The sequence below is a fragment of the Humibacillus xanthopallidus genome, assembly GCF_044793955.1.
Lineage (GTDB): Bacteria > Actinomycetota > Actinomycetes > Actinomycetales > Dermatophilaceae > Humibacillus > Humibacillus xanthopallidus_C.
Map to the genome: position 1 here is coordinate 3,068,386 of NZ_CP084995.1, position 25,099 is coordinate 3,093,484.

The window sequence follows — 25,099 nt, forward strand, 5'->3', positions numbered from 1 at the left end:
GCCTCAGGCTCGCGGCTTCTCGCGCATCTCGTAGGTGGCGATGAGGTCACCGATCTGCAGGTCGTTGAACGACCCGAGGTTGATGCCGCACTCGAAGCCGTCGCGCACCTCGGTGACATCGTCCTTGAAGCGCCGCAGGCCGGCGATCTCGACGTTCTCGGAGACGACGACACCGTTGCGGGTGATCCTCGACCGGGAGCCACGCTTGATCTCGCCGCTGCGCACGATCGAGCCGGCGATGTTGCCGAACTTGCTCGAGCGGAAGATCTCGCGGATCTCCGCCGTGCCGAGCTCGACCTCTTCGTACTCCGGCTTGAGCATGCCCTTGAGGGCCGCCTCGATCTCGTCGATCGCCTGGTAGATGACCGAGTAGTAGCGGATCTCGATGCCCTCGCGCTCCGCCACCTCGGCGTTCTGCCCCTCGGCGCGGACGTTGAACCCGATGATGATCGCGTTCGAGGCCATGGCGAGGTTGATGTTGTTGAGCGTGATGGCGCCGACGCCACGGTCGATGATGCGCAGGTCGACCTCGTCACCGACGTCGATCTTGAGCAGCGCGTCCTCGAGCGCCTCGACCGAGCCCGACACGTCACCCTTGAGGATGAGGTTGAGGGTCTCGACCTTGCCCGCGGCGAGGGCCTCGTTGAGGTCCTCGAGCGAGATGCGCTTGCGGGCCTTGGCCAGCGAGGCCTGACGGTCCGCCGCCTCACGCCGCTCGGCGATCTGGCGGGCCGTGCGGTCGTCCGGCGCCACGACGAACGTGTCACCGGCGCGCGGCACCGACGAGAGGCCGAGCACCTGCACGGGACGGGACGGGCCCGCCTCGTAGACGTTCTGGCCGTGCTCGTCGAGCATGGCGCGCACGCGGCCGTAGGCCGAGCCGGTCACGATCGAGTCACCGACGTGGAGCGTGCCGGTCTGCACGAGCACCGTCGCGGTCGCACCGCGGCCACGGTCGAGGTTGGCCTCGATCGCGACACCACGAGCCTCACGCTCGGGGTTGGCGCGCAGGTCGAGCGCAGCGTCGGCGGTCAACAGCACGGCCTCGAGGAGCCCGTCGATGTTGAGGCCCTGCTTGGCCGACACGTCGACGAACATCGTCTCGCCGCCGTACTCCTCTGCCACGAGGTTGTACTCGGTCAGCTGCTGGCGCACCTTGGCCGGGTTGGCACCCTCGACGTCGACCTTGTTGACCGCGACGACGATCGGCACGTCGGCCGCCTGGGCGTGGTTGAGCGCCTCGATCGTCTGGGGCATGACGCCGTCGTCGGCCGCGACCACGAGGATCGCGATGTCGGTCACCTTGGCACCACGGGCACGCATGGCGGTGAACGCCTCGTGACCCGGGGTGTCGATGAAGGTGATCGCACGCTCGACGCCCTCGTGCTCCTTGTGGACCTGGTAGGCACCGATGTGCTGCGTGATGCCGCCGGCCTCGCCTGCTGCGACGTCCTCGTTGCGGATCGCGTCGAGCAGTCGGGTCTTGCCGTGGTCGACGTGACCCATGATCGTGACGACGGGCGGGCGGGACTCGAGGTCCTCGTCCTCCTCGCCGTCGATGCCGGTCTCGAGGTCGATGTTGAAGGCGTCGAAGAGCTCCTTCTCCTCCTCCTCCGGGGAGACGACCTGGATCTCGTAGCCGAGCTCGGCGCCGAGGAGCTTGAAGGTGTCCTCGTCGAGCGACTGCGTCGCCGTGGCCATCTCACCGAGGTGGAAGAGCACGGTGACGAGCGATGCCGGGTTGGCGTTGATCTTGTCGGCGAAGTCGGTCAGCGAGGTGCCACGGCGCACGCGCACGACGGTCGAGCCGTCACCACGCGGGACGGTCACGCCACCGAGCGACGGGGCCTGCATCTGCTCGAACTCCTGGCGCTTCGCACGCTTGGACTTGCGTCCGCGCACCGGGCGACCGCCACCGCGACCGAAGGCGCCTGCGGTCGAGCCGCGACCGCCACCGCCACCGCGGGGACCGCCACCGAAGCCGCCGGGACGACCGCCGCCGGGGGCGCCTCCGCCACCGGGGCCGCCGCCGAAGCCGCCGCGCGCACCGGCACCGCCACCCGGGCCACCACGGCCCGGACCGGCCGGGCGCTGGCCCGGACGACCGACGGTGCTGCGCTCGGGCATCATGCCCGGGCTGGGACGCACGCCACCGGGACGCGGAGCGCCACCGGCGGGGGCACCGCCGGGACGCGGGGCGCCACCGGGGCGAGGCGCGCCACCGGGACGCGGAGCACCGCCGGGACCGCCGGCGCCGCCGGGACGCTGCTGCGGCCGGGGCATGCCCTGGCTCGAGCTGAACGGGTTGTTGCCCGGACGCGGCGCACCGCCGTCGCCACCGGTGCGGGGTGCACGGGACTGGCCCATGCCCTGGCTCGGCGCGAAGGGGTTGTTGCCCGGACGGGGCTGGCCGGGACGCGGCGCGGGTCGCGGGGACGCCGGCACGCCGGACCCCTGCTGCCCGCCGTCACGGCTGGACTGGACGCGCGAGGGCGCCGCCGGGGTGGCGGAGGCCGCCGGAGCGGCCGGTGCCTTGGGTGCCGGAGCCGACGGGGTGGCTGCGGCAGGCGCGGCCGGGGTCGACGCGGCAGCCGGCGCCGCCGGTGCTGCAGGCGTGCTCTGGCGCGGGGCCGGGGCAGGTGCAGCGGGAGCCGGTGCCGAGGGGGCTGCGGGAGCCGACGCGGCCGGAGCCGCGGGTGAGGCCGGACGGGCGGGACCCGCCGGGGACGGCGCCGACGGTGCGGCCGCGCGAGCGGCAGGCGCCGCAGGGGCTGCCGGCGACGGAGCCGGTGAGGACGTGCGGGGCGCCGAGGGCGCAGGAGCGGCCTTGGGGGCCGCTGGTGATGCCGTGCCGCCGGAGCGCAGTTCCGCGGGGAACGTCTCCTTGATCTTGCGCACGACGGGGGGCTCGATGGTCGACGATGCCGACCGGACGAACTCTCCCTGGCTCTTCAAGTGTGCGAGCAGTGTCTTGCTCTCGACTCCGAGCTCCTTGGCGAGCTCGTAGACTCGGACCTTAGCCACATTTCTCCTGTTCGTGGTCCGGCCTGAACAGGAAGTGGCCGAACCGTGGGTTAGTGCTGGGGCTTGCTCATCGCTGAGGACTCATCGGGTGCTCATAGCGTTTCAACCCGCCTTGTTGGTTCGTTTGACTGATCTCTGACTGATGGCGACCGGCCCTGGGCCGACGCCGTTCTGCTGCGCGTGCTGGAGATCGAGGTGCTGGGTCAGCGCGCTGACGTCGACCGCGGCCCGCACACGCAGGGCACGTCCGAACGCCTTGCGGCGCACTGCCATCTCGAAGCAACCCGGCACGGGGTGCAACCACGCACCACGTCCCGGCATCCGGTGTCTCGGGTCCGGGCGGAGCACCACCGGGGAGGACTCCCCAGCATCTCTGTCCGTCGCCGCGACCACTCGCAACAGTGCCGACCAGCTATCCGTTCCGCGACATCCCACACACGTGCGGGATGGCTCGGCACGGAGTCCAGTCCGGTCGGCCACACATGAGTCTACCGCGTCGGGCGCCCGACGCGCTCCACGGGCCCCGTCACATCGCTGCCGCTCCGCCCCAGCCCTGCGGGGTCACCCCCGAGGAGGTATGCCGTCCGGCGAGGGAGGCGGACGGCATACGTCAGCCCTGCGGGGCCTGCGAGCCCTGCGGGGCTGCCGCCTCGGTGTCGGGGCGGATGTCGATGCGCCACCCGGTGAGCTTGGCCGCCAGGCGGGCGTTCTGGCCCTCCTTGCCGATGGCGAGGCTCAGCTGGTAGTCGGGGACGATGACCCGGGCGGCGCGGGCCGTCGCGTCGACGATCTCGACGGACTGCACGCGTGCCGGCGACAGCGCCGCGGCGACGAAGGCGGCGGGGTCGTCGGCGTAGTCGACGATGTCGATCTTCTCGCCGCGCAGCTCGGTCATGACGGCGCGCACGCGCGCCCCCATCGGGCCGATGCAGGCGCCCTTGGCGTTGACACCGGGGACCCGGCTGTGGACGGCGATCTTGGTGCGGTGGCCGGCCTCGCGCGCCAGCGCCGCGATCTCGACCGTGCCGTCGGCGATCTCGGGCACCTCGAACTTGAAGAGCGTGCGCACGAGGTTGGGGTGCGTGCGCGACAGGCTGACCTGGGGGCCACGAGGGCCGCGCTTGACGCTGACGACGAAGCAGCGCAGGCGCTCGCCGTGGACGTACTTCTCGCCGGGCACCTGCTCGGAGATCGGCAGGATGCCCTCGACCGTGCCGAAGTCGACGAGGACGTTGCGGGGGTCCTGGCTCTGCTGGATGATGCCCGAGATGACCTCGCCCTCGCGCCCCCGGAAGTCGCCGAGGATCGCCTCGTCCTCGAGGTCGCGCAGCCGCTGGACGATGACCTGCCGGGCCGTGGAGGCCGCGATGCGACCGAAGCCGGCCGGGGTGTCGTCGAACTCGGGACCGGGCTCGGAGCGCTCGGGGCGCTCGCCGTCGGCGGCCGGCAGGAGCTCGCCCTCCTCGCGGGCCCACACGATGACGTGGCCCGTCTTGCGGTCGAGCTCGACGCGGGCGTCTCGGTGGCTGCCCTCGGTGCGGTGGTAGGCGACGAGCAGCGCCTGCTCGATGGCCGGGATGAGCACGTCGAGACTGATGTCGCGCTCTCGCTCGAGCGCGCGCAGCGCGGCCAGGTCGATGTCCATCAGATGTCCCCTTCTGTCGCGGGCTCGTCGGAGCCCGCCTCGTCAACGTCTGGCGTGGCGCCGTCGGCACCCGTCCTGCGGAACTCGACCTGCACGACCGCGTGGACCTCGGGGCCGAGCGCGACCGTCTCGGTGCGGGCCGGCTCCTTCTTCGTCGCCGGCACGTCGAGCACGAGCGCGTCGGCCCGCACCTCGACGAGGCGCCCGGTGTCGCTGCCGCCGGGGTGCGTGACCTCGACGAGGCGACCCACCTGACGGCGCAGCTGCTCGCGGGAGGTGAGGCGTCGGCCGACGCCGGGCGAGGAGACCTCGAGCACGTAGGGGGCGTCGCCCATGACGTCACTCGTGTCGAGCGCGTCGCTCACCGCGCGCGTCGCCTCGGCGACGTCGTCGAGCGAGAGCGGGGCCACGGTGGTCGTCGTGTCGGCGGTGTCGAGGCCGCTGATGTCGGTGTCGACGAGCACCCGGACGAGGCGGCGTTTGCCGGCAGGGGTCACCGAGAGGTCCTCGACGACGAGCCCCAGCTCCACCAGCACTGGCTCGAGCTTCGCTCTGACGTCCTGGGCTGTGCTCATGCGTCGACGCCTCCCTGCTCTTCTCGAATGTCCGGCCACTCCACCACCGACCACATCGGGGCAGCGGGAGACCGCGTCCGACAACTCTATCGGTCGCGCGGGGCACCCGCCGCCCACGACGGCGCCACCCCGGCATGGCAGGGCAGCCCGCGTGCGAGGATGCACCGCATGAGCGGCGACACCCCGAGGCCCGGGTCCCGGGCGGGAGCGCACGGCGCTCGACCCACTCGGCGCCTGCTCGTCCTCGGTGGCGCCGCTGCCGCGCTCACCGCGGTCGCCGGTTGCGGGCTGCGGCTCGACCTGCCGCAGCCCCCACCCCCCGTGCCGACGCGCAAGCCGGCACCCGACGAGCGCTTCCTCCTCGCCGTGATCGCAGACCTCCGGGCCCTCGTGCAGGCCGGGGAGTCGCTCGAGCGCTCGGATCTCGACGGTGACGCGCGCCGGCTCCTGCGCGCGGTCGTGGCCGTGCAGCAGCGGCAGGTCGACGTGCTGACCGGCCGGCTCACCAACGCCGGGGTGCCGACGGCCGAGATCGAGGCGGCCACTGCCCCGCCGCCAGCGCCGAAGCCCGCGGCGACGACCGCCTCGGGCTCGGGCACGACGCCCGCCCCTGCGACACCGGCGCCCACCTCGTCGACCACCGCGACGACGTCACCCGACGTGGCCGGCATCCGCACCGTCGACGACCTTGCCGCCACGCTCGCGGACGTCGGGCCCGACCGCTGGCAGTCGCTGGCCGCCACGACGGAGAGCACCCGCGACCTCGTGCTGTCGGCCTGGTCGGCACGGCTGGCCTCGGCGGTGCTGCTCGGCGAGACCGTCGACCCGGCGGCGACGCCGAGTGCCGCCCGCCCGCGCGTCATCGACCAGACCGCGCCCCTCGTCTACGGCTTCGAGGTCGTCGCCGCGCAGTCGACGGGCGGGCGCCGCACGCGCGCACTCGAGACGCTCGACGCGCTGCGCCGCCTCGACCTCGCCGTGTCCGGGCCCACGACCTCGACCCCCGGCGGCTGGGCGCTCCCCTTCCCCGTCACGACCCCCGCGGCAGCGCAGCGCCTCGCGACCCACCTGCTCGGCACGGCGGTCGACGCCACCATCGAGGTCGCCGGCGCGGCTCCCGACGGTCCCGCGCTCGACGACACCGCACGGTGGAGCGCCCGTGTGCAGGCGCTCGCCGTCGACTGGGGTATGCCGCTCTCCCCCTTCCCGGGGACCGCGACGTGAGCGACGTGAGGGGCGCCGACGACGGGCGCGCCCCGCGCTACGACCTCGTGCCGGCCCTCTTCGCCCACCAGGTCGCCGGCTTCGAGCCGCAGGGCTGGATGTCGGGACAGGACTGGCTCGACGACCTGCCCGCCCTGCTCGCCGGCCTGCTGGACGAGTGGGAGCTCGAGCCGATCGGCCAGAGCCTGCACGGCGTCTGCTCCGTCGTCATCCCCGTGCGCCTGCTCGGCGCCGGCCGAGAGACGGTCGGGGTTAGCGGCGAGGGCGTGCTCAAGGTGACGTGGCCGCACCCCGAGGCGGCGCCGGAGCCCCTCGCCCTCCAGTCGTGGAACGGTCACGGCTCGGTCCGCCTCGTGCGGGCCGACCCGTCGCGCTTCGCCATGCTGCTCGAGCGCCTGCACGCCCGCGACCTCACCCGGCTGCCGATCGACGAAGCGTGTGGGGTCATCGGCGACCTGCTGACGACGCTGCGACGGCCCGCACATCCGCGCATCCCCCGCCTCACGGCATACGCCGAACGTCAGGCCGTCGAGCTGCGCGCGGCACCGCCCGTGCTCCCGCGGCGCTACCTCGACCAGGCGGCTGCGCTCGCGAGCGAGCTCGTGTCGCGCGCCCCCGCCGAGGAGCGGCTGCTGCACACCGACCTGCACTACGCCAACGTGCTCGGCGCCTACCGCTCCCCGTGGCTCGCCATCGACCCCAAGCCGATGGCGGGCGACGTCGCCTTCGAGATGGCGCCGGCCCTGTGGAACCGCGCTGACGAGCTGGGCACCGGCTCGCAGGTGAGGTGGTCGCTGCGGCGTCGCCTCGAGATCATCTGCGAGCGCGCCGGCATCGACGAGGGGCGCGCGAGGGCCTGGACGATCGTGCGCGAGGCCGACAACGCGGTCGAGGTCGCCGGGTCCGAGGGTGTGCCGCTCGATGCCGACGCCCGCGACCGGATCAGCCTCGCCGTCACCATCATCAAGGCGATGAACGACTGACCTCGACTGATCTCGACGCGTCTCGGGGGCCTCGATCAAATCGTTTCGACTCAGGGCGTCGAAAGCCGTAACCTAGGCCGGCACCCATTCTTCGATTTCGAAAGTCGCCCGCTCATGCCTCGCCTCGCCGTGCCCAGCCTCCGCACCCTGAGATCGGCTCCGCCGACCCCTGGCCGAGAGATCGCGCGCATCGCCGTCCCGGTGAGCATGGAGTTCGTGCTCATGCTCGTGCTCAACTTCGTCAACCAGATCGTCGTCGGCGGGCTGGGCGCGACCGCCATTGCGGCAGTGGGCTTCTCCAACAGCCTCACGTTCATCCTCGCGGTGACGCTGGGTGCCCTGGGCACCTCGGTGAGCATCCTCGTCGCCCGCGCCTACGGAGCCGACCGGCGCGGCGACCTCGACCACACGGTCACGGCGGCCGTCCTCACGGCACTCGTGCTCGGCGCCGTCGTGTCGTTCGTCCCGTGGTTCTTCTCCGACCGGATCATGGGCCTCGTCGGCGCGTCGCCCGCGGTGGCAGCGGCGGGCACCGACTACTTCCGCCTCACCGTGCTGGCCACGCTGCCGATCATGCTCAGCGCGATCATGTCGGGCGTGCTCCGCTCGGTCGGCCAGCCGACCCGGCCGATGGTCGCGACGATGATCACCGTCGTCGCCAACGCGATCCTCGCCTACTCGCTCGTGACCGGCCTCGGCCCGTTGCCGACGCTCGGGGTCGCCGGCGCCGGCTGGGCGACGCTCATCACGGCCGTGGCCAAGACGCTGATCCTGCTGTGGATGGCCTACGGCCGCAAGGTGATCGGCTGGAGCCTGCCCGACAGCCTGCGCCAGTGGCGCGCGGTCGTCGTGCCGCTCTTCGTCCTCGCGCTGCCCCTCGGCGTCACCGAGCTCTTCTGGACCGTCGGCACCTTCCTCTACAACGTCGTCTTCCAGCAGCTCGGTGACGAGGCGCTCGCGGCGGCGCAGATCGTGACGACCCTCGAGGGCATCTTCATCGTCGGCAGCATCGGACTCATGGCGGCCACGACGACCCTCGTCGGGCGCTCGGTCGGGAGCGGCGATGTCGACGCGGCCATGGCGTGGGTGCGTCGCGTGACGCGTGCCGGCATCGGCACGGCCGCGGTCTTCGGCGTGCTCTTCGCCACGTCGGTGCTCTTCCTCGACACGCTCTTCGGCGAGGCCGGCCGCGACGTGCGGGTCATGGCGAGCGTCGGCATCCTCATCAACGCCGCCTTCCAGGTGATCAAGGTGCGCAACATGATCATCGGCGCCGGCGTGCTGCCGAGCGGCAACGACGTGCGCGGCGTCATCATGGGCGACGCCGTGGGCGCCTTCGTCGTGGGCCTCCCCCTCGCGATCGTGCTCGGCCTGCACACCCCGCTCGGGTTCGCCGGCATCTTCCTCGCGCGCATCGCCGACGAGGCGGTCAAGCTCGCCATCTTCACCTGGCGCGCCCGCCGCATCCGCTGGCACGCCCTCGTCGACAGCACAGCGCCGCTGCCGGTGTGAGCCACCCGCACGGGCGGTTCACTGCTCGGGCAGCACCCCGGTGGCGATCACGTCGAGAGCCAGGGCGTGCACCTTGCGGTTGTGGTCCTGGCTGCAGCGTCGCAGGAGTTCGAAGGCTTCATCGGGGGTCACCTTGCGCAACGCCATCAGCACTCCCATGGCCGCACCGATGTCGCGACTGTGCTCGAGAGCCCGTCTCAGGTTGTGTGCTTCCCGCTCGGCCGACTCGACCCGATCCACCAACTCGACGATGAACGTCTCCGTCTCCCTGAGCATCCCGCCCGTCATCGCTGGCCGGGGTGGCGAGCTCAGGGTCAGGGCAAGGGCCGTCATGACGTCACGTTCGGCGCTGCAGCGGCCCGCCGGGATCGTGCCGCTCCCGCAGCCGTCGACCTCCGGCGACGGCCCTCCGGTGTTGCCGTGCGGGATGAGAGTGCCCGGCCGGGGGGACGTGAGTCGGACGCGTTTGCCGGGGCTCGGCGGGGCGGAAACACGGCCTCCTCGACTCGCTGGAGCGCCATCAGGAGTGCCAGGAAGAGCAACGGGCTCAGCAGGGCCAGGGTGATCATGTGGTCTTCTCCTCGACGGGTCTTTGGGAAACCCTTTTCACAGAGGACGCTCGGACTGTCGATGCATGACGTGCACCGGGGTCTGAACCTGCACGTATGTGGTACGACATAGCCGTGAGCAAGGCCTTGAGCGACGGTGAGAGCGATGACGCCGCTCACCTGACCCCACCCGCGGGAGCGGGAGGCCACGATGGCGCCGAGGTCGCCACGCTGATACCGATGGTGCGGCGCATCGTCCACGCCCGCGTCGGCGCCCACCCCGCCGCGGACGACCTCGTCCAGGAGACGCTCACGCGGGTGCTCGCCGCCTCCTCGACGATCGAGCCGGGCATGCTCGAGCCCTATGCGATCGTGACGGCCCGCAACGTCGTCGCCTCGATGTGGAGAGACACCGATCGCAAGCGGCGCAACCAGCATCGGGTGGTCGACCTCAGCACGCCTGACACCCCGGACAAGCAGGTCATGCTGGACGAGGAACAGTCCGCCATGTCCGCCGCGCTCGCTCGCCTGTCCGACCGGGAGCGACGCACGCTGCTCGACCACGAGGTCAGCGGCACCGACACCCGCACCCTAGCGGCACGTGAGGGCAGCACAGCCGGCGCTGTCGCCGCACGGCTGAACCGCACCCGCGCGAGGCTGCGCGTCGAGTACGTCCTCGCCCTCGAACGGGTGGAACCACCGACCGACCGGTGCCGGCCGGTGCTCATCGCCCTGAGCAGCGGCGACCAGCGCCGACAGCGTGAAGTCCGTGCCGCGCAGCACGTGCTCGAGTGCGAGACCTGCGCGCGCCTGAGCGAGCCGCTTCTCGAACGAGGGCATCAGCGCGACGACGTCCTGCGAATCCCCATCGCTACGGACCCGGACATCGTCGCGGCGCGAAGCGCCGTGCGAGAGCTCGCCGCGCGACTCCAATTCGGACCCACGGATCTCACGGTCATCGCGACCGCGGTCTCCGAGGTGTGCCGCAACATCGTGCGGTTCGCAGGCTCCGGAGAAGTCGTCGTGGAACTGCTGGACGAACCGCGACGCGGCATCCAGATCGTGGCTCGTGACGGTGGGCCCGGCATCGCCGACGTGGACCGTGCCCTGGATGACGGTTTCAGCACCTACGGCGGGCTGGGCCTGGGGCTGCCCGGGGTGCGCAGGCTCATGGACGAGTTCGCGATCGCGAGCGAGCGCGGCCACGGCACGACAGTGACCATGACCAAGTGGGAGAGGACCAACGATGGATGATCGACACAACCACCGCCCGGGGGTGCATGCCGGGCCCGAGGTCCCGGCCGGTGGGGAGCACCTGCTCTCTCAGCTGGTCTCCCATCTGCGCGAGCACCGGACCCGGCTGAGGGAGGAGTGGGCCGAGCGGATCCAGCAGGCTCACCTGCTCAGCGCCATGACGCCGCAGGAGATGGCCGCTGAGACGACCTCGGTCTACGACAACTACGTCGAGGTGCTCGAGACCGGCAGCGTGGAGGCCCTGCAGCACTACGCACGTGATCTCTCCGAACGGATCATCCCGCGGGGGGTGGAGACCCACGAGGTCGTCGGCATCGTGCTGCTGCTGCGCGACGTGCTGGCTCGTTCACTCTTCGAGAAGTACCAGCGCGACTTCTCGTTGCTCAACGAGGTGCTCGACGCCTATGAGCCCGCTGCCAACCGGATCGCCAACACGGTGGCGGTCAGCTTCGTCGACGAGCGCGAGCGGGTCATCCGACAGCAGCAGGACGCCATCCGGGAGCTCTCGACGCCCGTGCTCCCCGTGCGCGAGCGACTGCTCATCCTGCCCATCATCGGCGTGCTCGACAGCGACCGGGCCCGCCAGCTGACCGAGCAGCTGCTCTCGGGCATCCGCAAGCACCGCGCCAAGGTGGTCGTCATCGACATCACGGGTGCTCCGGACGTCGACCAGACCGTTGCGAACCACCTCGTGCAGACCGTCGACGCGTCACGCCTCATGGGTGCGAGCGTCATCATCACTGGGTTGTCACCCAAGATCGCCCAGACGCTTGTCACCATCGGCGTCGACCTGAGCAAGATGAACACCATCGGCGACCTGCAGGGCGGCCTCGAAGAGGCCGAGAGGCTGCTCGGCTACACCGTGACCCGTCAGGAGGGCAGCACGAGCTCGTGAACGGCGGACCAGCTCTCGTGTCCATCATGCGACAGGGATCAACCCTGATCGCATCGATCCACACTGCCCTGGACGACACGGAGCTGGTCCGGTTCGAGCACGACCTGATCGAGCAGATCGGCGAGCACCGGTCACCCGGCGTCATCATCGACGTCGCGGCGCTCGACGTCATCGACTCGTTCGCGGCCCTGACGCTCAAGCGGATCGCCGAGATGGCGCGCCTGCGCGGGGCCCTCACCGTGATCGTGGGAATCCAACCGGAGGTTGCCTTCACGATGGTCCAGCTCGGGATGGGCACCGGCAACGTGCCAACCGCACTCGACCTCGATGAGGGGCTCAGCATGCTGGCTGACCAGGGGCGCGGCCGGGGCACGTCGACCCCGCCATCCGCCTGGGGACCCACCACATGAGCCCGCCGGAGGCACGTTCCGTCGTGGGCGACCTCACTGCGGACTACCGCACCACGCTGCTGCGCTTCCTCCCCCGTCGCGATGAGGCAGCCCGCGCGTCGGCCTACGAGCTCGGCCGCCGCGCCTTCAGCCAGGGAGTGAGCCTTCTCGACGTGTGCAGGGTGCACCACGAGGTGGTGCTCGACGTGCTGCGCGAGACGAAGGCGGACGAACTGCTGGATGTCACTGAGAAGGCAGCCGAGCTGCTCCTCGAAGTCCTCGCCTCCTACGACATGACGCACCGAGTCGTGCTCGAGCAGTGACTCGGTGGGCCGGACGCCTTGACCCCCGGCGCATGACGCGGGCCCACTGAAAGACGGATCTCGGCCTCCAGGGGCCGCGTGCTCAGACAGGGGATCATCCGGGGCAATTCGGGAGGCCCCACGCCTGCCCGCCGCGTCATGCATGGCAGTGATGCGCCTCTTCAGCGGTGACCGACGGCCCACGAGGCCGCCCGTACACCGATCAAGGAGTCACCTTCATGAAGTTCACGACCAAGCTCTGCGCCTCCGGCGTCGCCCTGGCCACCACGGTTGCCCTTGGCATCATCCCCGCGACCGCCGCCTCCGCGGCCCCGTCCGCAGCGCCCACGGCCGCGCCTTCGGCTGCCACCCCGCGGGCCACCGTCGACCCGGCGGCCATCAACCAGACCATTGCGGGCGTGGGCACCTTCGCCGGCACCTTCACGCCGACGGAGTTCACCAACCAGGACGGTCAGCTGGCCGTGGTCGGTGAGCTGGTGGGCACCTTCACCAACACGGCCGGAGTCGTGGCCCCCGTCAGCGAGACGCTGACGACCACGGTGGCTAACGCCTCGGCCGATGGCTCGTGTGACATCCTCAACCTCGTGCTCGGCCCGCTGGACCTCAACGTCCTGGGCCTCGAGGTCCACCTCAACCAGGTGGTCCTGGACATCGTCGCCCAGTCGGGGGCCGGCAACCTGCTGGGCAACCTGCTCTGCGCCGTCGCGGGTCTGCTCGACGGCAGCGGCATCAGCGGGTTGGCCAACCTGCTCAACCGCCTGCTCGGTCTCTGATCGAACGCTCGTTCCGCTGTGAGGGCCTGAGCCTCTGACTCGGGTGCTCGGATGGCGCCGATCCGCTCCCGGATCGGCGCCATCCGTCTGCCCGCGGTGCCGCCGAACGCACCCTCATGCCAGACAATGAGGAAGGTGTCGCCCGGCATTGCGTGACCGCGTCCTGCGCGAGGCGCTCGCCACGTTCGTGCCGAGCGACCCACCTGCCGACCCGAGCTCTGGGAGACCACCGATGACGAACCGCCTCGGCGATGCGACGAGCCCCTACCTCCTCCAGCACCGCGACAACCCGGTCGACTGGCAGGAGTGGGGGCCGGAGGCCTTCGAGGAGGCGCGCCGCCGCAACGTGCCCGTGCTCCTGTCGGTGGGGTATGCCGCGTGCCACTGGTGCCACGTCATGGCGCACGAGTCCTTCGACGACGAGACCGTGGCCGCGGCCCTCAACGCGCGCTTCGTCTCGGTCAAGGTCGACCGTGAGGAGCGGCCCGACATCGACGCCGTCTACATGTCGGCGGTGACCGCGACGACCGGGCACGGCGGCTGGCCGATGACGGTGTTCCTCACCCCCGAGGGTGACCCCTTCTACAGCGGCACCTACTTCCCCCGCGACCACTTCCTGCAGGTGCTCAGCGCACTCGACGAGGCGTGGCGCACCCGGGAGGACGAGGTGCGCCACTCCGGGCGCCACATCGCGACGGCGCTCTCAGGGGCCCTCGCTCCCCCACCGCCCGCTGCCGTCGACACTGCGGCGCTGGATCGTGCCGTGACCACGCTGGCCACCCAGTTCGACTCGCGTGCAGGCGGATTCGGAGGGGCACCCAAGTTCCCGCCGTCGATGGTGCTCGAGTTCCTGCTCCGTCACACTGCGCGCACCGGCGACGACCTCTCGTCCCGGATGGCAGGCCGCACCCTGGAGGCGATGGCCCGCAGCGGCCTCTACGACCAGCTCGCCGGTGGCTTCGCGCGCTACAGCGTCGACGCCGACTGGGTCGTGCCCCACTTCGAGAAGATGCTCTACGACAACGCGCTCCTGCTGCGCGGCTACACCTCGTGGTGGCGCGCCACCGCGTCGCCCCTCGCCCGCCGGATCGTCGAGGAGGTGGCCACCTTCGCCCTGCGCGACCTCGGCACGGCAGAGGGCGGCTTCGCCTCGTCGCTCGATGCCGACGCGGGTGGTGTCGAGGGTCTCACCTACGCGTGGACCCCCGCCCAGCTCATCGAGGTGCTCGGCGAGGTCGACGGGTCTCGGGCGGCCGAGCTCTTCGTGGTGACCGACGCCGGCACGTTCGAGCACGGCTTGTCGACGGTGCAGCTGCCCGTGGACCCAGACGACCCCGACTGGCTCGCCTCGGTGCGTCGACGCCTGCTCGACGCGCGAGCCACCCGTCCCCAGCCGGCCCGTGACGACAAGGTCGTGGCGTCGTGGAACGGCCTCGCCATCGCCGCCCTGGCCGATGCGGGCTCCGTGCTGCGCCGGCAGGACTGGGTCGCCGCTGCCGAGCGGTGCGCCGAGCACGTGCTGGCCGTGCACCTCGTCGACGGGCGGCTCCGGCGCGCGTCCCGTGACGGCGTCGTGGGCCGCGCCGAGGCCGTCGCCGATGACTACGGCAACCTCGCCGAGGGCCTGCTCGCCCTGCACCAGGCGACCGGGGACCCCCGATGGCTGCGCGAGGCCCGGTCGCTCCTCGGCGATGCCGTCGAGCGCTTCGGGGCCGACGACGGCGGCTTCCACGACACGGCTCACGACGCGGAGTCGCTCTACCTCCGCCCCCGCAGCGCGGCCGACAACGCCGAGCCGTCGGGGCAGTCGGCCCTGGCCGGTGCGCTCGTCACCCTCGGCGCACTGACCGGCGACCCCGCAGCGATCGAGCGAGGACGCCGAGCGACCGAGGCCGGCCTCGGGCTGGCCGCTCGAGACCCCCGCTTCGGCGGCTGGTCGCTGGCCGTAGCCGAGGCCATCGCTGCCGGCCCGGTGCAGGTCGCCGTCGTGGGCGAGGGACCCGTCGCCGACGAGCTGCTCGCTGCTGCTCGTCGCAGCACGAGCCCCGGAGCGGTCGTGGTCGCGGGCACCCCGGACGCAGACGGCATGCCGCTGCTCGCGGATCGGCCTCTCGCGCAAGGCCACCCGGCCGCGTATGTCTGTCACGGCTTCGTGTGCGACCTACCGGTCACCACGGTCAGCGACCTCGAGGCGGCTCTCGCCCGGGCCTGACGTCGCGACCTCCGGCAGCTGCCCGCACCCGGAGCGAGGCCGGATCAGCCGAGATAGGCGGCGATGCAGCGGTCGGAGGCAGCCCGAGCGGTATCCGCGTCCTCGCCGGAGTCGATCTGGGCACGGCACCACGCCTCCCCGCTCCGTCGCATGAACTCACGCCCGGCGTCGCTCGCCACCCAGGCCGCCGCCTCGTCGCGGTCCATGCCGGCGCCAGAGGAGAGGTGCAGCGTCAGGCCGAGCAGCATCGAGTCCCAGCCGATGCCGACCGCGCCCGGGCCGAACTGCTCCCAGCGCTGCGCGTCGACGTGCGCCACGTGCTCGACGTGCAGCGTCGACGCACGCTCGTCGCCGGACAGGTGGGCGACGACCCAGGACACCTCGTCGGCGTACTCCCAGGTGACGGCGATGCGCTCGCGGGGCACGCACTCCTCGACCGTGCCGCCGGCGTTGCCCTCGAGCTGGTAGCGGCCCCCGAGTCGCAGGTCGCCGGTGATGGGCATGAGCCACCGCGAGATGCGCTCGCCGTCGGTGACGGCAGCCCACAGCTCGTCGAGGCCGACGGGATAGCTCTGCGTCACCGTGACGGTCTTGGTGTCGACGCCGTCGCGGCGTCCGCTCTCGACGGTGCGGGTGATCTCGGCGAGCCGGTCGGTGTGGTTCGCGTGCTCGGTGGTGCTCATGGGGTGGGCCTCCTGGCAGGGTCGGGTGGGTCGGCTGAGTCGGGTGGGCTGGCTGGGTCGACGGGCTGCGCTCCGCCTTCTCTCGGAGCGTCACGCCCTCTCGCGCCGCGCCGCAGCTCGGTGCCGAGGGCGTCGAGACGCTGGGTCCAGAAGTGCCGGAACTGTGCCACCCACGCGTCGACCTCCTCGAGCGGACCGGGCTCGACGGCATACAACCGTCGTTGGCCGGCGGCCCGCACCGAGGTGAAGCCGGCGTCGCGCAGCACCTTGAGGTGCTGGCTGACCGCGGGGTGCGAGATGCCGAACTCGGCGCCGATGACCTCGGCCAGCTCGCCCGATGAGCGCTCGCCTTCGGCGAGCAGGGTCAGCAGGCGACGGCGGACCGGGTCACCGAGGACGTCGAAGGCGTGCACCCGACCATTGTTTGCCCTCCCGCTTAATTAAGTCAAGAGCACAGTATGCCGCGCGGCTCAGAGCACCGTCGAGAGGTAGTCGGGCGCCGACCGGTCGAAGGCCTCCGCCGTGCCCGCGTCTCCGACGAAGAGCGCCGTCGCCCAGATGTCGGCCCAGAGCAGGGTCGGGCCCACGACGGTCACGGAGCCGTCGCGCCCGACCATCGCGCCGGTGCGCGGGTCGTAGAGGTGCGCGCCGCGCGCCGCCGTGCCCGAGGTGGCCACGGCGCCGTGGGTCAGCGAGACCGTGCTCGCGATCTGAGAGCGGTCGCGGGGGTTCTCGATGCCGACCCGCCACGCGATGCTGCCCGCACCCTCGCGGGGAAGGTCGCTCGACGGCACGACGAGCAGGTCGCCGCCGGCGTTGAGGCACGCCGACGTGCCGGGCAGGTCGAGCAGGCACTCGGCGGCGCGGTCGACCGCCCATCCCTTGACGAGTCCGGTCGGGTCGAAGGCGAGGTCGCCCTCTCCCGTGGGCAGAAGGGTCGTGAAGGCGCCGAGCGTGTCGCGCTCGGCCTGCTCGCCGATCGCGAGGGCCTCGGCGACGAGGGGGCTCACGTCGGTCAGCGCGACCTCCTCGCGGCGCAGCCGGAGCAGGTCGGAGTCGTCGCGATAGGTCGAGAAGACGCGGTCCATCTCGAGCAGGACAGCGTAGGCAGCTGCCACCGGGCGCTCAGCGGTCTCGGTGAGGGCCGATTCACCACGCAGGTGGATGCTGATCGGCATCCCCATCACGTGCTCCACCCAGGCGCGTCGAGGCGGGGCCGGTGTCACGGTGGTCGTCGTCCTGGTCGTCGTCCTGATGGTCATCGGTCTCCCCTGCTCAGAGGTGTGCCGCGTCGATGGCGGACTGGAGGGACTGGCTGTAGCCCTCCCACGTGACGGTCGCGCCGGAGACGACGTCGATGTCGGCGGACTGTGCCTGCACGGCCTCCTCGTTGTAGACCGGCACGGCACGCGAGTTGATCATCTGGTCATGCCGGTCCTCCATCGGCACCTGCAGCACGTCGACGGCGGTGATCGTGCCGTCCGCGACGGTGATCTGCACCTGCACCGGGCCGAAGCGCGTGTCGACCGCATCACCGGCAAAGGTCGTGGCGGCCGTGGAAGCGCTCGACCCCGTCGACCCCGTCGACCCCGACGCGTCCGCGGTGGTGTCGTCGCTGCCCGCCGAGTCATCGGCGCCGCCCGCACTGCCGGAGGAGCCCGAGCCCTGGTCGGTCGTCGTGCTCGGGGCGCTCTGCGCACTCGTCGTGACGGGTCGGGTCTCCGCCGTCGCCACGACCGACGACCGTGACGTGTGGTAGCTGAAGAGCAGGACGAGGACGGTCAGGGTGCTCATGGCCCAGGTGACGATGCGACGCATGGAAGGCTCGATTCGGGTTCGGGTGCGGGTCGGGTGCGAAGGGCTCGGGATCGGTCAGTAGCTGAAGCGCTCGTGATGGATCGACGCGGCGGGCACGCCGGCGTCCGTGGCTGCCGCGATGACGGCGTCCATCCAGTCGGGGTTGCCGCACACGTAGACGTCTCGCTGGGCAAGGTCGGGGACGATGCGCAGCAGCGCCTCCGCGTCGCCCAGGTGGGCGGAGTCGGACGGCAGCCAGCTGTCGCGGTCGGTGCGCCGGTGGCCGACGACGGCGACGACGCGAGCACCCTTGACGCGGGCGAGCTCCAGGAGCTCGTCGGCCAGCACGATGTCGGCCTGCCGGCCGACGCGATAGATCACCACGGTGGCGTCCGGCCCAGCCGGCAGCTCCTCGAGCAGGGCACGCAGCGGGGTGATGCCGATGCCAGCCCCGATGAGCACCGACCGCTCGCGGGTGCGCACCCCGGAGTGGAGCCGGCCGTAAGGCCCTTCGACGAGCACGGGAGTGCCGGGCCGCAGGGCGGCCAGTCGACGGCTCGAGTCGCCCACGGCCTGGGCGGTGAGGCGAAGGCTCCGCCCGTCGGGCGCCGCCGAGAGGCTGTAGGGGTTGGCCCGCGACGAGCCCTCCCCGTCGATGAAGCGCCACTGGAAGAACTGTCCTGCCCGGACCGGCAGGCGGTCGAGATCGCGTCCGGTGACGACGACCGACGTGACGGTGGGCGACTCGGCCCTCACCTCCGAGACGACGAGACGGTGCCGGCGGGAGCGGACGAGCGGCAGGGCGACCCGGAAGGCGACGACGGCGGCGAGGGCCGCGGCATACAGCCCACACCAGAAGACGGTGGCCACGGTGCTGGCCGTGAAGTCGGCACCGGTCCACAGCTGGTGCGGCAGGGCGAGACCGGCACCGAGGTAGGCGTAGAGGTGCAGCAGGTGCCACGACTCGTAGCGCAGCCGGCGGCGGGCCTGCTTGAGCGAGGTGACGACGACCATGACGAGCGCGACCGTGCCGGCCAGGGCGAGCAGCATGCCCGGTGAGTGCAGCACCTCGTCGATGAAGGTGCCGATGACGCCGAGGTCGGTGCCGGCGTTGTAGCCGAGGATCGTGAGCACGATGTGGGCGATCATGAGGTTGAAGGACGTGAAGCCGACGAGGCGGTGCGCGCGCGCGAGTTCGTCCTGACCCCAGGCCTGCTCGACGATCGGGATGCGCGCCATGAGGAGCACCTGGATGAGGATCAGCACCGAGGCGAGCAGTCCGGTCAGGCGCCCGAGGTTGGTCAGCGACTCCCCCACGGAGGTGAAGTCCGTCAGGCCACCACCGGCGACCCAGAGCGCGACGACGAAGAGGACGAGCGCCCACCCCGTCGCGGCGGTCGCGTCACGCCACCACAGTGGTGTCGGTCGGAGGTGGCGCGGCGCAGGGTGCGCGACCGCGGGGATCGTCGACGGGAGGTCGGGTGCCTCGGGGAGGACGGCTGCGCTCATGGTGGCCACATTTCTGCCACCGGCTGTGCGCCACCTGTGGCCGCGTCAGCACGGTGGTGTGAGTGGCCCCCGGGCGGTCCAGCGGGTCAGGTCGGTGGGCGGAGGCGTCAGCCCCAGACGCTCGCGGAGCCGTGTCGTGGAGAAGGCACGGCTCACTGCGAGATGGGAGACGCTGTATGCCGTGAGCAACGGTGGGGTGCGCGACCTCAGCAGGCGTGCGGTGCCCTCGAGGGCGAGCACCGCGGCCCACGCTGCGGGAGCCCCGGTGAAGAGCGGTCGCTCCTCCCAGCCGTTGGCCGCGACGACACCGGCCGCGACGTCTCGCAGGCGGAGCGGGCTCTCGTCGGCCACGTTGACGATGCTGGTGCCGCAGTCGATCTCGCACCCCGCGACGGCGGCGGCCGCCACGAGACGCACGTCGGTGAGGTGCACGCGCGTGCCTGGCCCGCCCGGGCAGACCAGCCGCCCGCGTCGACGGGCTCGGGCCAGTCGGGGCAGCAGCGTCGTGTCACCGCGGCCGTGCACGGCGTGCGGTCGCAGCACGACGGTGTCGCTGCGCGTGAGGACGAGTTGCTCCTGGGCGATCTTGGCCCTGCTGTAGTCGGAGAGCGGGCGTCGCGTCGGCGGGTCGTCCTCGGTGAGCACCCATCGCGGACTGTGGCGGCCGCGGAGCGGATAGACGCTCGCCGACGAGATGAGCACCACCCGCGCCGTGGGCCACGTGTCGAGCACGGCCCGGGTCCCGCGCACCGTGACGGCGGCGTGCACCGACCACGGCGACCACTCGTCGACGTGGGCCGCGGCGTGCACGACGGCGTCGACGGTCGGCGGGTCGGGCAGGCGACCAGTCGTGAGGTCCCACGTCCGATGCTCGAGTCCGGGCCGCGTCGGCACGGGGCGGCGGCTCAGCGCGACGACGTCGTGACCCGCGGCCAGCAGCCGCTCGGCGACCACCCCACCGACGAAGCCGCTGGCGCCGGTCACGGCCACCCTCACCCGCGGTCGCTCCCCGGCGCCCCGGTGACGAGGGCCCGCACCGCGTCGAGGTCGACCGCCCCGGAGCGGCCGCGCCGCGGGATCGCCCCGACCACGACGACGTCGTCGGGTCGCCACGCCTCGTCGGCGAGCGCCGGCCAGGCCCGGTGCACGGCGCGGGCGAGGGCCTGCACCGTGTGGCGCGATGCGCTCCCGTCGCGCCCCACCTGCCGAGGCGGCCACGCGCGCCGGTCGCGATGCGTGTCAGGGGCGGGCACCACCGCGAGCACGACGCGCTCGTCGCCCGTCACCCGGTCGGCCAGCCCGACGAGCGCGCAGTCGCGCAGACCGAGGTCGTCTCGTGCGAGCAGCAGTGGCTCGACGAGGTCGGGATAGATGTTGGCCTGACCCCGAATGATCATGCTCTTGGCGCGGCCGGCGAGCAGCAACGTGCCGTCGTCCGCGAGAACGCCCCGGTCGCCGGTGCGCACCTCGGACGTCGGAGGCTCGCCCGCGAGTCGGTCTCGCGCTTGAGGCCCGGCGACGACGATCTCACCCACGCCGGCGTCGTCGGGGTGGTCGATGCGCACCGACACCCCGGGCAGCGGCCGCCCGAGCGACGTGCGGCCGGGCGGTGAGGCGAGCACCTCCTCCCCCCTCGCGACAGCGACAGGGAGCGCCTCCGTCAGGCCATAGACGGCCCGGATCGAGACGCCGGGCGCGAGCTGCCCCAGCCGCCGGATGCCGGCCCCGAGCACGGGTGCGCCACCCGTCGCGACGTGACGCACCGTCGGCGGCAGGCCGATCTCGGCGGCTGCGAGCAGCTTGGCCGGCACGGCATACGCGTGCGTGGCGCCCGCCCGGGTCGCCTGCCGCACCCACGCCCGCGTCGAGGCGGTCACCGGAGGGAGGGACCAGAGGCCACCGGCCACCAGCGTGGGCAGGCCGATCATCAGCTGGTCGGTGTGCATGACGACGTGCTCGTCGAGGTCGAGCGCGGTGACGGCCGCGTGCACCCCGGCCGAGAGAGACGCGACGGTGTGCACGACGGCTCGTGGCGCGGCGGTCGAGCCGGAGGTGAAGACGACGAGGGCGTCACGGCTGGTCTCGCCCTCGACATGGGTCGCCGCCCCCGGTGTCAGCGACTCCCACCGGGTCGCCGACCGCGGCACTCCCGGGAGCCTGAGGCCGGTGACGACGTGGACGAGACCGGGGGTCGACAGGTCGGGCAGCTGGAGGCCTGCGGTGGCGGGCAGGCGAGCCAGCACCGAGGAGAGCGGTCGCCGCGTCGCGGCGTGCACGAGGGTGTCCGCCACAGCGGCACGCACGGGGACGACGCGGCGCCGCACGTCGACCAGCGCCTCCCCCGCCCCCGGGTCGGCCACGACGACGACCGCGCGGGCCAGCACGACTCCGAGGGCCGCCATGACCGCTCGTGGGGAGGGCCGCACCGCCAGCAGCACCCCGTCCCCGGGCTCGAGGCCCGCCCGATCGAGGTGCGACGCGACCGCGCGCACGCCGAGAGCGAGGTCGCCGTAGGTCACCGAACGGTCGTGCGCGTCTCGGATCGCCACGCGGTCGGGGTGCAGGTCGGCCCGCTGCAGCAGCACGCTGACGATGTCGGGTGCCGCTGTCACGGTCACCCGCCGGCCCCGGCGCCGAGGCTCAGCTCCGCATACCGCGGCACCAGCACGCGCCGGGCCGCGCGACGCCTGGCGATGACGAGCCCGCGCTCGGCAGCCACCTCGAGCACCATCGCGGTCATCGCGCGCAGCTGGGCGAGCGCGAGAGGGGCCCCGAGGCAGAAGTGCGACCCGGCCCCGAACCACAGGTGGCGCAGCTCGGCCGGCGTTCGGCGCCCGGGGTCGAAGCCGCCCTCGAGGCGGGTGGCCCACCAGAGCAGCACGACGACCCGCTCGTCCTGTCGCAGCCGTATGCCGTGCAGCTCGGTCGGGCGAGCACAGCGCCGCAGCGTCACGAGGCTGGGCGTGGTCATGCGCAGACCCTCGGCGACGACGGCGTCGACGTCCGTGCTGGTCGCCGGCCCACGCTCGAGCAGGCCCGAGTCGGCGAGCTGCCCGATGATCCGCGGCAGCGCGCTGTTGACCGTGCCGACGCCGGTGAGGAAGAGCGCCGCCGCCACTGATCGCCCATCGTCGAGCGAAACGCCTTGCAGCGCAAGCCTGCCCATGACGGTGTCGCCACGCGCTTCCCGGTGTGCGGCCTCGGCCGCGTCCTGCACGACCGCCAGCGCCCGTCGCGCCCGGTCGACGTCGTCGGCATCGAGGGCGCGCGTGCGCCACGTCACCATCGACTCGATGTCGTCGCTCGCACGCACGAGCGCGGCGGGGTCGGTGTCGGCGGAGAGGCCGACGACCACGGCGATCACGGCGGCCGAGACGTCGCGTGCGAGCTGCACGACGTCGAGCGCCTCGCCCGAGCGCAGCCGCTCCCCCGCCCGCGCGATGATCGGGTCGGCGGCCTCACGGCATACCTCGTCGACGACCCGCGGCGAGAAGAGGTCGGCGAGCAGCCTTCTGAGCCGGGCGTGCTCGTCGCCGTCCATGTTGAGCAGCACGCGGTCACCGAGCACCGGCGTCCAGAGCGCGCCCGACGAGCCCGGCCCCTGCTTGGCGAAGTGCTCGGTGTCGGAGAGCACCCGGCGCGCCGCCACGGGGTCGGCCACGAGCAGCCCGACGCCCGGCATCCGCACGACCGGGCGGCGTGCGACTGCGACGTCGACGACGCGAGCGACGACCGGGTGTGCGGCACGGATGAGTCGCGACTCCCACCGGGCGCCGACGTCGGTGCGCGCGGCTCGTCGCGTCAGGGCTAGTGAGCTCACGCGATGGCTCGCACGTCGACCACGTCGGGGTGGTGGCCGTGGTCGAGATACCACCTCAGGGTGCCGAGGAGGCCGTAGGCACGCAGCCGGCGCACCGAGGCGTGCACGACGAGGTCGCGGTGCAGCTCGACCCGCCCCGACACCCGCCGCACCCGGTTGACGAGCTCGCGGTCCTCGTGGACCTCCTCGATCGCGGTGCGCGGGAAGCCGCCCGAGGCGAGGTAGGCGGTCGCGCTGACGCCGAGGTTGCAGCCCGGGCTCATCCGGTAGGGGCCGTGCAGTCCGGGTGCCCGGTTGCTCGGTCGCAGCCTGCCGAAGGTCTGGCACACCCCGATGACGCCGGGCAGCACGGCACGCTCCCACACCTTGAGCCGCACCTCGTCGGAGCGCGCCCGCATGGGCCCCGTCACGAGGTCGGCCCCGCCGCCGAACGCCCGCCGGGCCGCGGCCGTCCAGCCCGGGGCGGGCAGGGTGTCGGCGTCGGTGCGCAGCACGTGCGTGGCGCCGTGCGCGATGGCGTGCCGGACGCCGGTGTCGGCGGCCGCGCCCGTGCCCTTGCGCGGCTCGGTGATCAGCTCGACCGCGAGTCCCGCTGCGGCACAGGCGCGCTCGACTGCGGAGCGAGTGCCGTCGGTGCTGGCGTTGTCGACGACGACGAGGGTGAAGTCACGGTCCCGCTGGGCGGCCAGCGCGGTCATCGTGGCCCCGATGCCGCGCTCCTCGTTCCAGGCCGGCACGACCACCCAGAGGCGTATGCCGTCCGGTGCCGTCACGTCCGGTGCCGTCGCGTCCGGGCCGCCGCGGTCCTCGGGCACGCTGGTGTCGGTCCGGCCGTCGGTCACCAGCGCACCGCCATCGTGCCGACGCTGATGCCTCCCGCCAAGCCGACGAGCAGCACCGGGTCACCCGGCTGCGCGAGACGCCGCTGCTCGATCTGCTGCCACTGGAGCGGCAGCGTGACCGAGGCGCAGTTGCCGTGGTCGGGCAGCGTCTCGACGACGAGGTCACGGCGCAGGCCGAGCCGTTCGGCGAAGACGTCGAGGTAGGGCATGGCGACCTGGTGCACCGCGACGGCGACGAAGTCCTCGACGCCGAGGCCGTCGGCCTTGAGCGCGCGGTGGATCTCCTCGACGTCGACGCTGTCGAAGGCCTGTCGCAGGCGCGCGCCGTCCATGACGAAGAAGGTCTTGTCGAGGTCGCGCGGGTGCCGCGTGCCACCGCCGGGCAGCTGGCCCACCGACCAGTGCCGTGACTCCGCGCCGAACCACCGGTGCACGATCTCGCCGCGCGCTCCGGCCCCGGCCCGCTCGACGACGGCCGCCGCCCCGGCGTCGCTCATCGTGTAGCCCGGCACCGACTCGACGAACTGGGCGACGTCGCGCACATCCCAGCGGGCGGCGCGCGAGGGCATCTCACCGCTGACGACGAGCACCCTCTCGTGCCTGCCCGTGCCGATGAGAGCCTCTGCCACCTGCACGCCGTTGAGCCACGAGTTGCAGGCGTTCTTGACGTCCATGACGGGGCACCTGGCCCCGATCCGGTCGGCCACGATGTGTGACGTCGCCGGCTCGACGAGGTCCTGTGACGCCGAGGCGAAGACGAGCAGGTCCACGTCGGTCGCCTCGAGCCCAAGGCTCGACAGCGTGCGCGTGGCGGCCGCAGCCGCGAGGTCGGAGGCCTGCGTGTCGGGCCCGGCATGGTGGATGCTCCGCACGCCCGTGAGCCGCCCCAGCACTCCGGTCGGTGGGGTGAAACCCTCGCTCGAGGCGATGACGCGAGCCTCGACCTGCTCGACGGTCATCGCGTGCTCGGCGACGTGGGCGCTGACCCCGGTGATCCGACTGGCGATGCGACTGCCCGACATGCGACCGCGACCTCCCTGGCTCGGCGACAAGGCTCCCTGCGAGCGCTGCGCGCAGTCTACGGTGACGCC

Annotated in this window: 24 protein-coding genes; 9 read left to right on the forward strand and 15 right to left on the reverse strand. The window is 72.4% G+C overall.

Going from position 1 to position 25,099, the window contains the following annotated elements:
* Positions 1–3: 3 nt before the first annotated feature.
* The 4 genes from infB to rimP all read right to left on the reverse strand — a co-directional run bounded on the left by infB (position 4) and on the right by rimP (position 5,244).
* The gene (infB, locus tag LG278_RS13705; protein WP_404387682.1) at positions 4–3,024 is read right to left on the reverse strand and encodes a translation initiation factor IF-2; all 3,021 of its coding nucleotides are present in this window, start codon (positions 3,022–3,024) and stop codon (positions 4–6) included.
* A gap of 102 nt (positions 3,025–3,126) precedes the next feature.
* Entirely contained in the window at positions 3,127–3,504 is a 378-nt protein-coding gene (locus LG278_RS13710; protein WP_404387684.1) for a YlxR family protein, read from the reverse strand.
* A gap of 130 nt (positions 3,505–3,634) precedes the next feature.
* Positions 3,635–4,669 (reverse strand): transcription termination factor NusA, encoded by a 1,035-nt coding sequence (gene nusA, locus LG278_RS13715; protein ID WP_404387686.1) that lies wholly within the window; start codon positions 4,667–4,669, stop codon positions 3,635–3,637.
* Positions 4,669–5,244 carry a ribosome maturation factor RimP gene (gene rimP, locus LG278_RS13720; protein ID WP_404387688.1) on the reverse strand — a complete coding sequence of 192 codons (576 nt, stop codon included), beginning with the start codon at positions 5,242–5,244 and terminating at the stop codon, positions 4,669–4,671. The genes nusA and rimP overlap by 1 nt, the downstream gene beginning before the upstream one ends.
* A gap of 168 nt (positions 5,245–5,412) precedes the next feature.
* On the opposite strand from rimP, the gene LG278_RS13725 reads away from it, so the two are divergent.
* The 3 genes from LG278_RS13725 to LG278_RS13735 all read left to right on the forward strand — a co-directional run bounded on the left by LG278_RS13725 (position 5,413) and on the right by LG278_RS13735 (position 8,963).
* Positions 5,413–6,468 (forward strand): hypothetical protein, encoded by a 1,056-nt coding sequence (locus LG278_RS13725; RefSeq protein WP_404387690.1) that lies wholly within the window; start codon positions 5,413–5,415, stop codon positions 6,466–6,468.
* Positions 6,465–7,451 carry an aminoglycoside phosphotransferase family protein gene (locus LG278_RS13730; protein ID WP_404387692.1) on the forward strand — a complete coding sequence of 329 codons (987 nt, stop codon included), beginning with the start codon at positions 6,465–6,467 and terminating at the stop codon, positions 7,449–7,451. The genes LG278_RS13725 and LG278_RS13730 overlap by 4 nt, the downstream gene beginning before the upstream one ends.
* Positions 7,452–7,658: 207 nt before the next feature.
* The gene (locus tag LG278_RS13735; RefSeq protein ID WP_404393659.1) at positions 7,659–8,963 is read left to right on the forward strand and encodes an MATE family efflux transporter; all 1,305 of its coding nucleotides are present in this window, start codon (positions 7,659–7,661) and stop codon (positions 8,961–8,963) included.
* An 18-nt stretch (positions 8,964–8,981) separates the two neighbouring features.
* Here the strand turns inward: LG278_RS13735 and LG278_RS13740 are convergent, their stop codons facing one another.
* Positions 8,982–9,251 carry an ANTAR domain-containing protein gene (locus LG278_RS13740; RefSeq protein ID WP_404387694.1) on the reverse strand — a complete coding sequence of 90 codons (270 nt, stop codon included), beginning with the start codon at positions 9,249–9,251 and terminating at the stop codon, positions 8,982–8,984.
* A 395-nt stretch (positions 9,252–9,646) separates the two neighbouring features.
* On the opposite strand from LG278_RS13740, the gene LG278_RS13745 reads away from it, so the two are divergent.
* The 6 genes from LG278_RS13745 (at position 9,647) to LG278_RS13770 (ending at position 15,357) form a co-directional block, all read left to right on the forward strand.
* Positions 9,647–10,765, forward strand: a complete 1,119-nt coding sequence (locus LG278_RS13745) for a sigma-70 family RNA polymerase sigma factor (protein WP_404387696.1) — start codon at positions 9,647–9,649, stop codon at positions 10,763–10,765.
* A complete protein-coding gene (locus tag LG278_RS13750; protein WP_404387698.1) occupies positions 10,758–11,660 on the forward strand; it encodes an STAS domain-containing protein in 903 nt (300 codons plus the stop codon). The genes LG278_RS13745 and LG278_RS13750 overlap by 8 nt, the downstream gene beginning before the upstream one ends.
* A 26-nt stretch (positions 11,661–11,686) precedes the next feature.
* A complete protein-coding gene (locus tag LG278_RS13755) occupies positions 11,687–12,070 on the forward strand; it encodes an STAS domain-containing protein (protein WP_404387700.1) in 384 nt (127 codons plus the stop codon).
* Positions 12,067–12,372 (forward strand): phosphatase RsbU N-terminal domain-containing protein, encoded by a 306-nt coding sequence (locus tag LG278_RS13760; RefSeq protein ID WP_404387702.1) that lies wholly within the window; start codon positions 12,067–12,069, stop codon positions 12,370–12,372. Before LG278_RS13755 ends, LG278_RS13760 begins: the two co-directional genes overlap by 4 nt.
* A 218-nt stretch (positions 12,373–12,590) precedes the next feature.
* Positions 12,591–13,145: an ABC transporter substrate-binding protein gene (locus tag LG278_RS13765; RefSeq protein ID WP_404387704.1), complete on the forward strand. Its 555-nt coding sequence runs from the start codon at positions 12,591–12,593 to the stop codon at positions 13,143–13,145.
* A gap of 232 nt (positions 13,146–13,377) precedes the next feature.
* On the forward strand, positions 13,378–15,357 hold the full coding sequence (locus LG278_RS13770) for a thioredoxin domain-containing protein (RefSeq protein ID WP_404387706.1): 1,980 nt from the start codon (positions 13,378–13,380) through the stop codon (positions 15,355–15,357).
* A gap of 44 nt (positions 15,358–15,401) precedes the next feature.
* Here LG278_RS13770 and LG278_RS13775 read toward each other — a convergent pair whose 3' ends face one another.
* The 10 genes from LG278_RS13775 to LG278_RS13820 are packed head-to-tail and all read right to left on the reverse strand — an operon-like array spanning position 15,402 to position 25,030.
* Positions 15,402–16,040, reverse strand: a complete 639-nt coding sequence (locus LG278_RS13775) for an SRPBCC domain-containing protein (protein ID WP_404387708.1) — start codon at positions 16,038–16,040, stop codon at positions 15,402–15,404.
* Positions 16,037–16,453: an ArsR/SmtB family transcription factor gene (locus LG278_RS13780; RefSeq protein WP_404387710.1), complete on the reverse strand. Its 417-nt coding sequence runs from the start codon at positions 16,451–16,453 to the stop codon at positions 16,037–16,039. Before LG278_RS13780 ends, LG278_RS13775 begins: the two co-directional genes overlap by 4 nt.
* 57 nt (positions 16,454–16,510) lie before the next feature.
* Entirely contained in the window at positions 16,511–17,302 is a 792-nt protein-coding gene (locus LG278_RS13785) for an FAD:protein FMN transferase (protein WP_404387712.1), read from the reverse strand.
* Between the two features lie 13 nt (positions 17,303–17,315).
* Positions 17,316–17,858 carry an FMN-binding protein gene (locus LG278_RS13790; protein ID WP_404387714.1) on the reverse strand — a complete coding sequence of 181 codons (543 nt, stop codon included), beginning with the start codon at positions 17,856–17,858 and terminating at the stop codon, positions 17,316–17,318.
* A 54-nt stretch (positions 17,859–17,912) separates the two neighbouring features.
* Positions 17,913–19,346, reverse strand: a complete 1,434-nt coding sequence (locus LG278_RS13795; RefSeq protein ID WP_404387716.1) for a ferric reductase-like transmembrane domain-containing protein — start codon at positions 19,344–19,346, stop codon at positions 17,913–17,915.
* 45 nt (positions 19,347–19,391) lie between these two features.
* Complete coding sequence (locus tag LG278_RS13800) at positions 19,392–20,330, reverse strand: NAD-dependent epimerase/dehydratase family protein (RefSeq protein WP_404387718.1); 939 nt, start codon at positions 20,328–20,330, stop codon at positions 19,392–19,394.
* Positions 20,331–20,338: 8 nt separating this feature from the next.
* A complete protein-coding gene (locus LG278_RS13805; RefSeq protein ID WP_404387720.1) occupies positions 20,339–21,958 on the reverse strand; it encodes a class I adenylate-forming enzyme family protein in 1,620 nt (539 codons plus the stop codon).
* A 2-nt stretch (positions 21,959–21,960) separates the two neighbouring features.
* Positions 21,961–23,166 carry a cytochrome P450 gene (locus tag LG278_RS13810; protein ID WP_404387722.1) on the reverse strand — a complete coding sequence of 402 codons (1,206 nt, stop codon included), beginning with the start codon at positions 23,164–23,166 and terminating at the stop codon, positions 21,961–21,963.
* Entirely contained in the window at positions 23,163–24,008 is an 846-nt protein-coding gene (locus LG278_RS13815) for a glycosyltransferase (protein WP_404387723.1), read from the reverse strand. The genes LG278_RS13810 and LG278_RS13815 overlap by 4 nt, the downstream gene beginning before the upstream one ends.
* Positions 24,005–25,030: a 3-oxoacyl-ACP synthase III family protein gene (locus LG278_RS13820; RefSeq protein ID WP_404387725.1), complete on the reverse strand. Its 1,026-nt coding sequence runs from the start codon at positions 25,028–25,030 to the stop codon at positions 24,005–24,007. The genes LG278_RS13815 and LG278_RS13820 overlap by 4 nt, the downstream gene beginning before the upstream one ends.
* Positions 25,031–25,099: the final 69 nt, after the last annotated feature.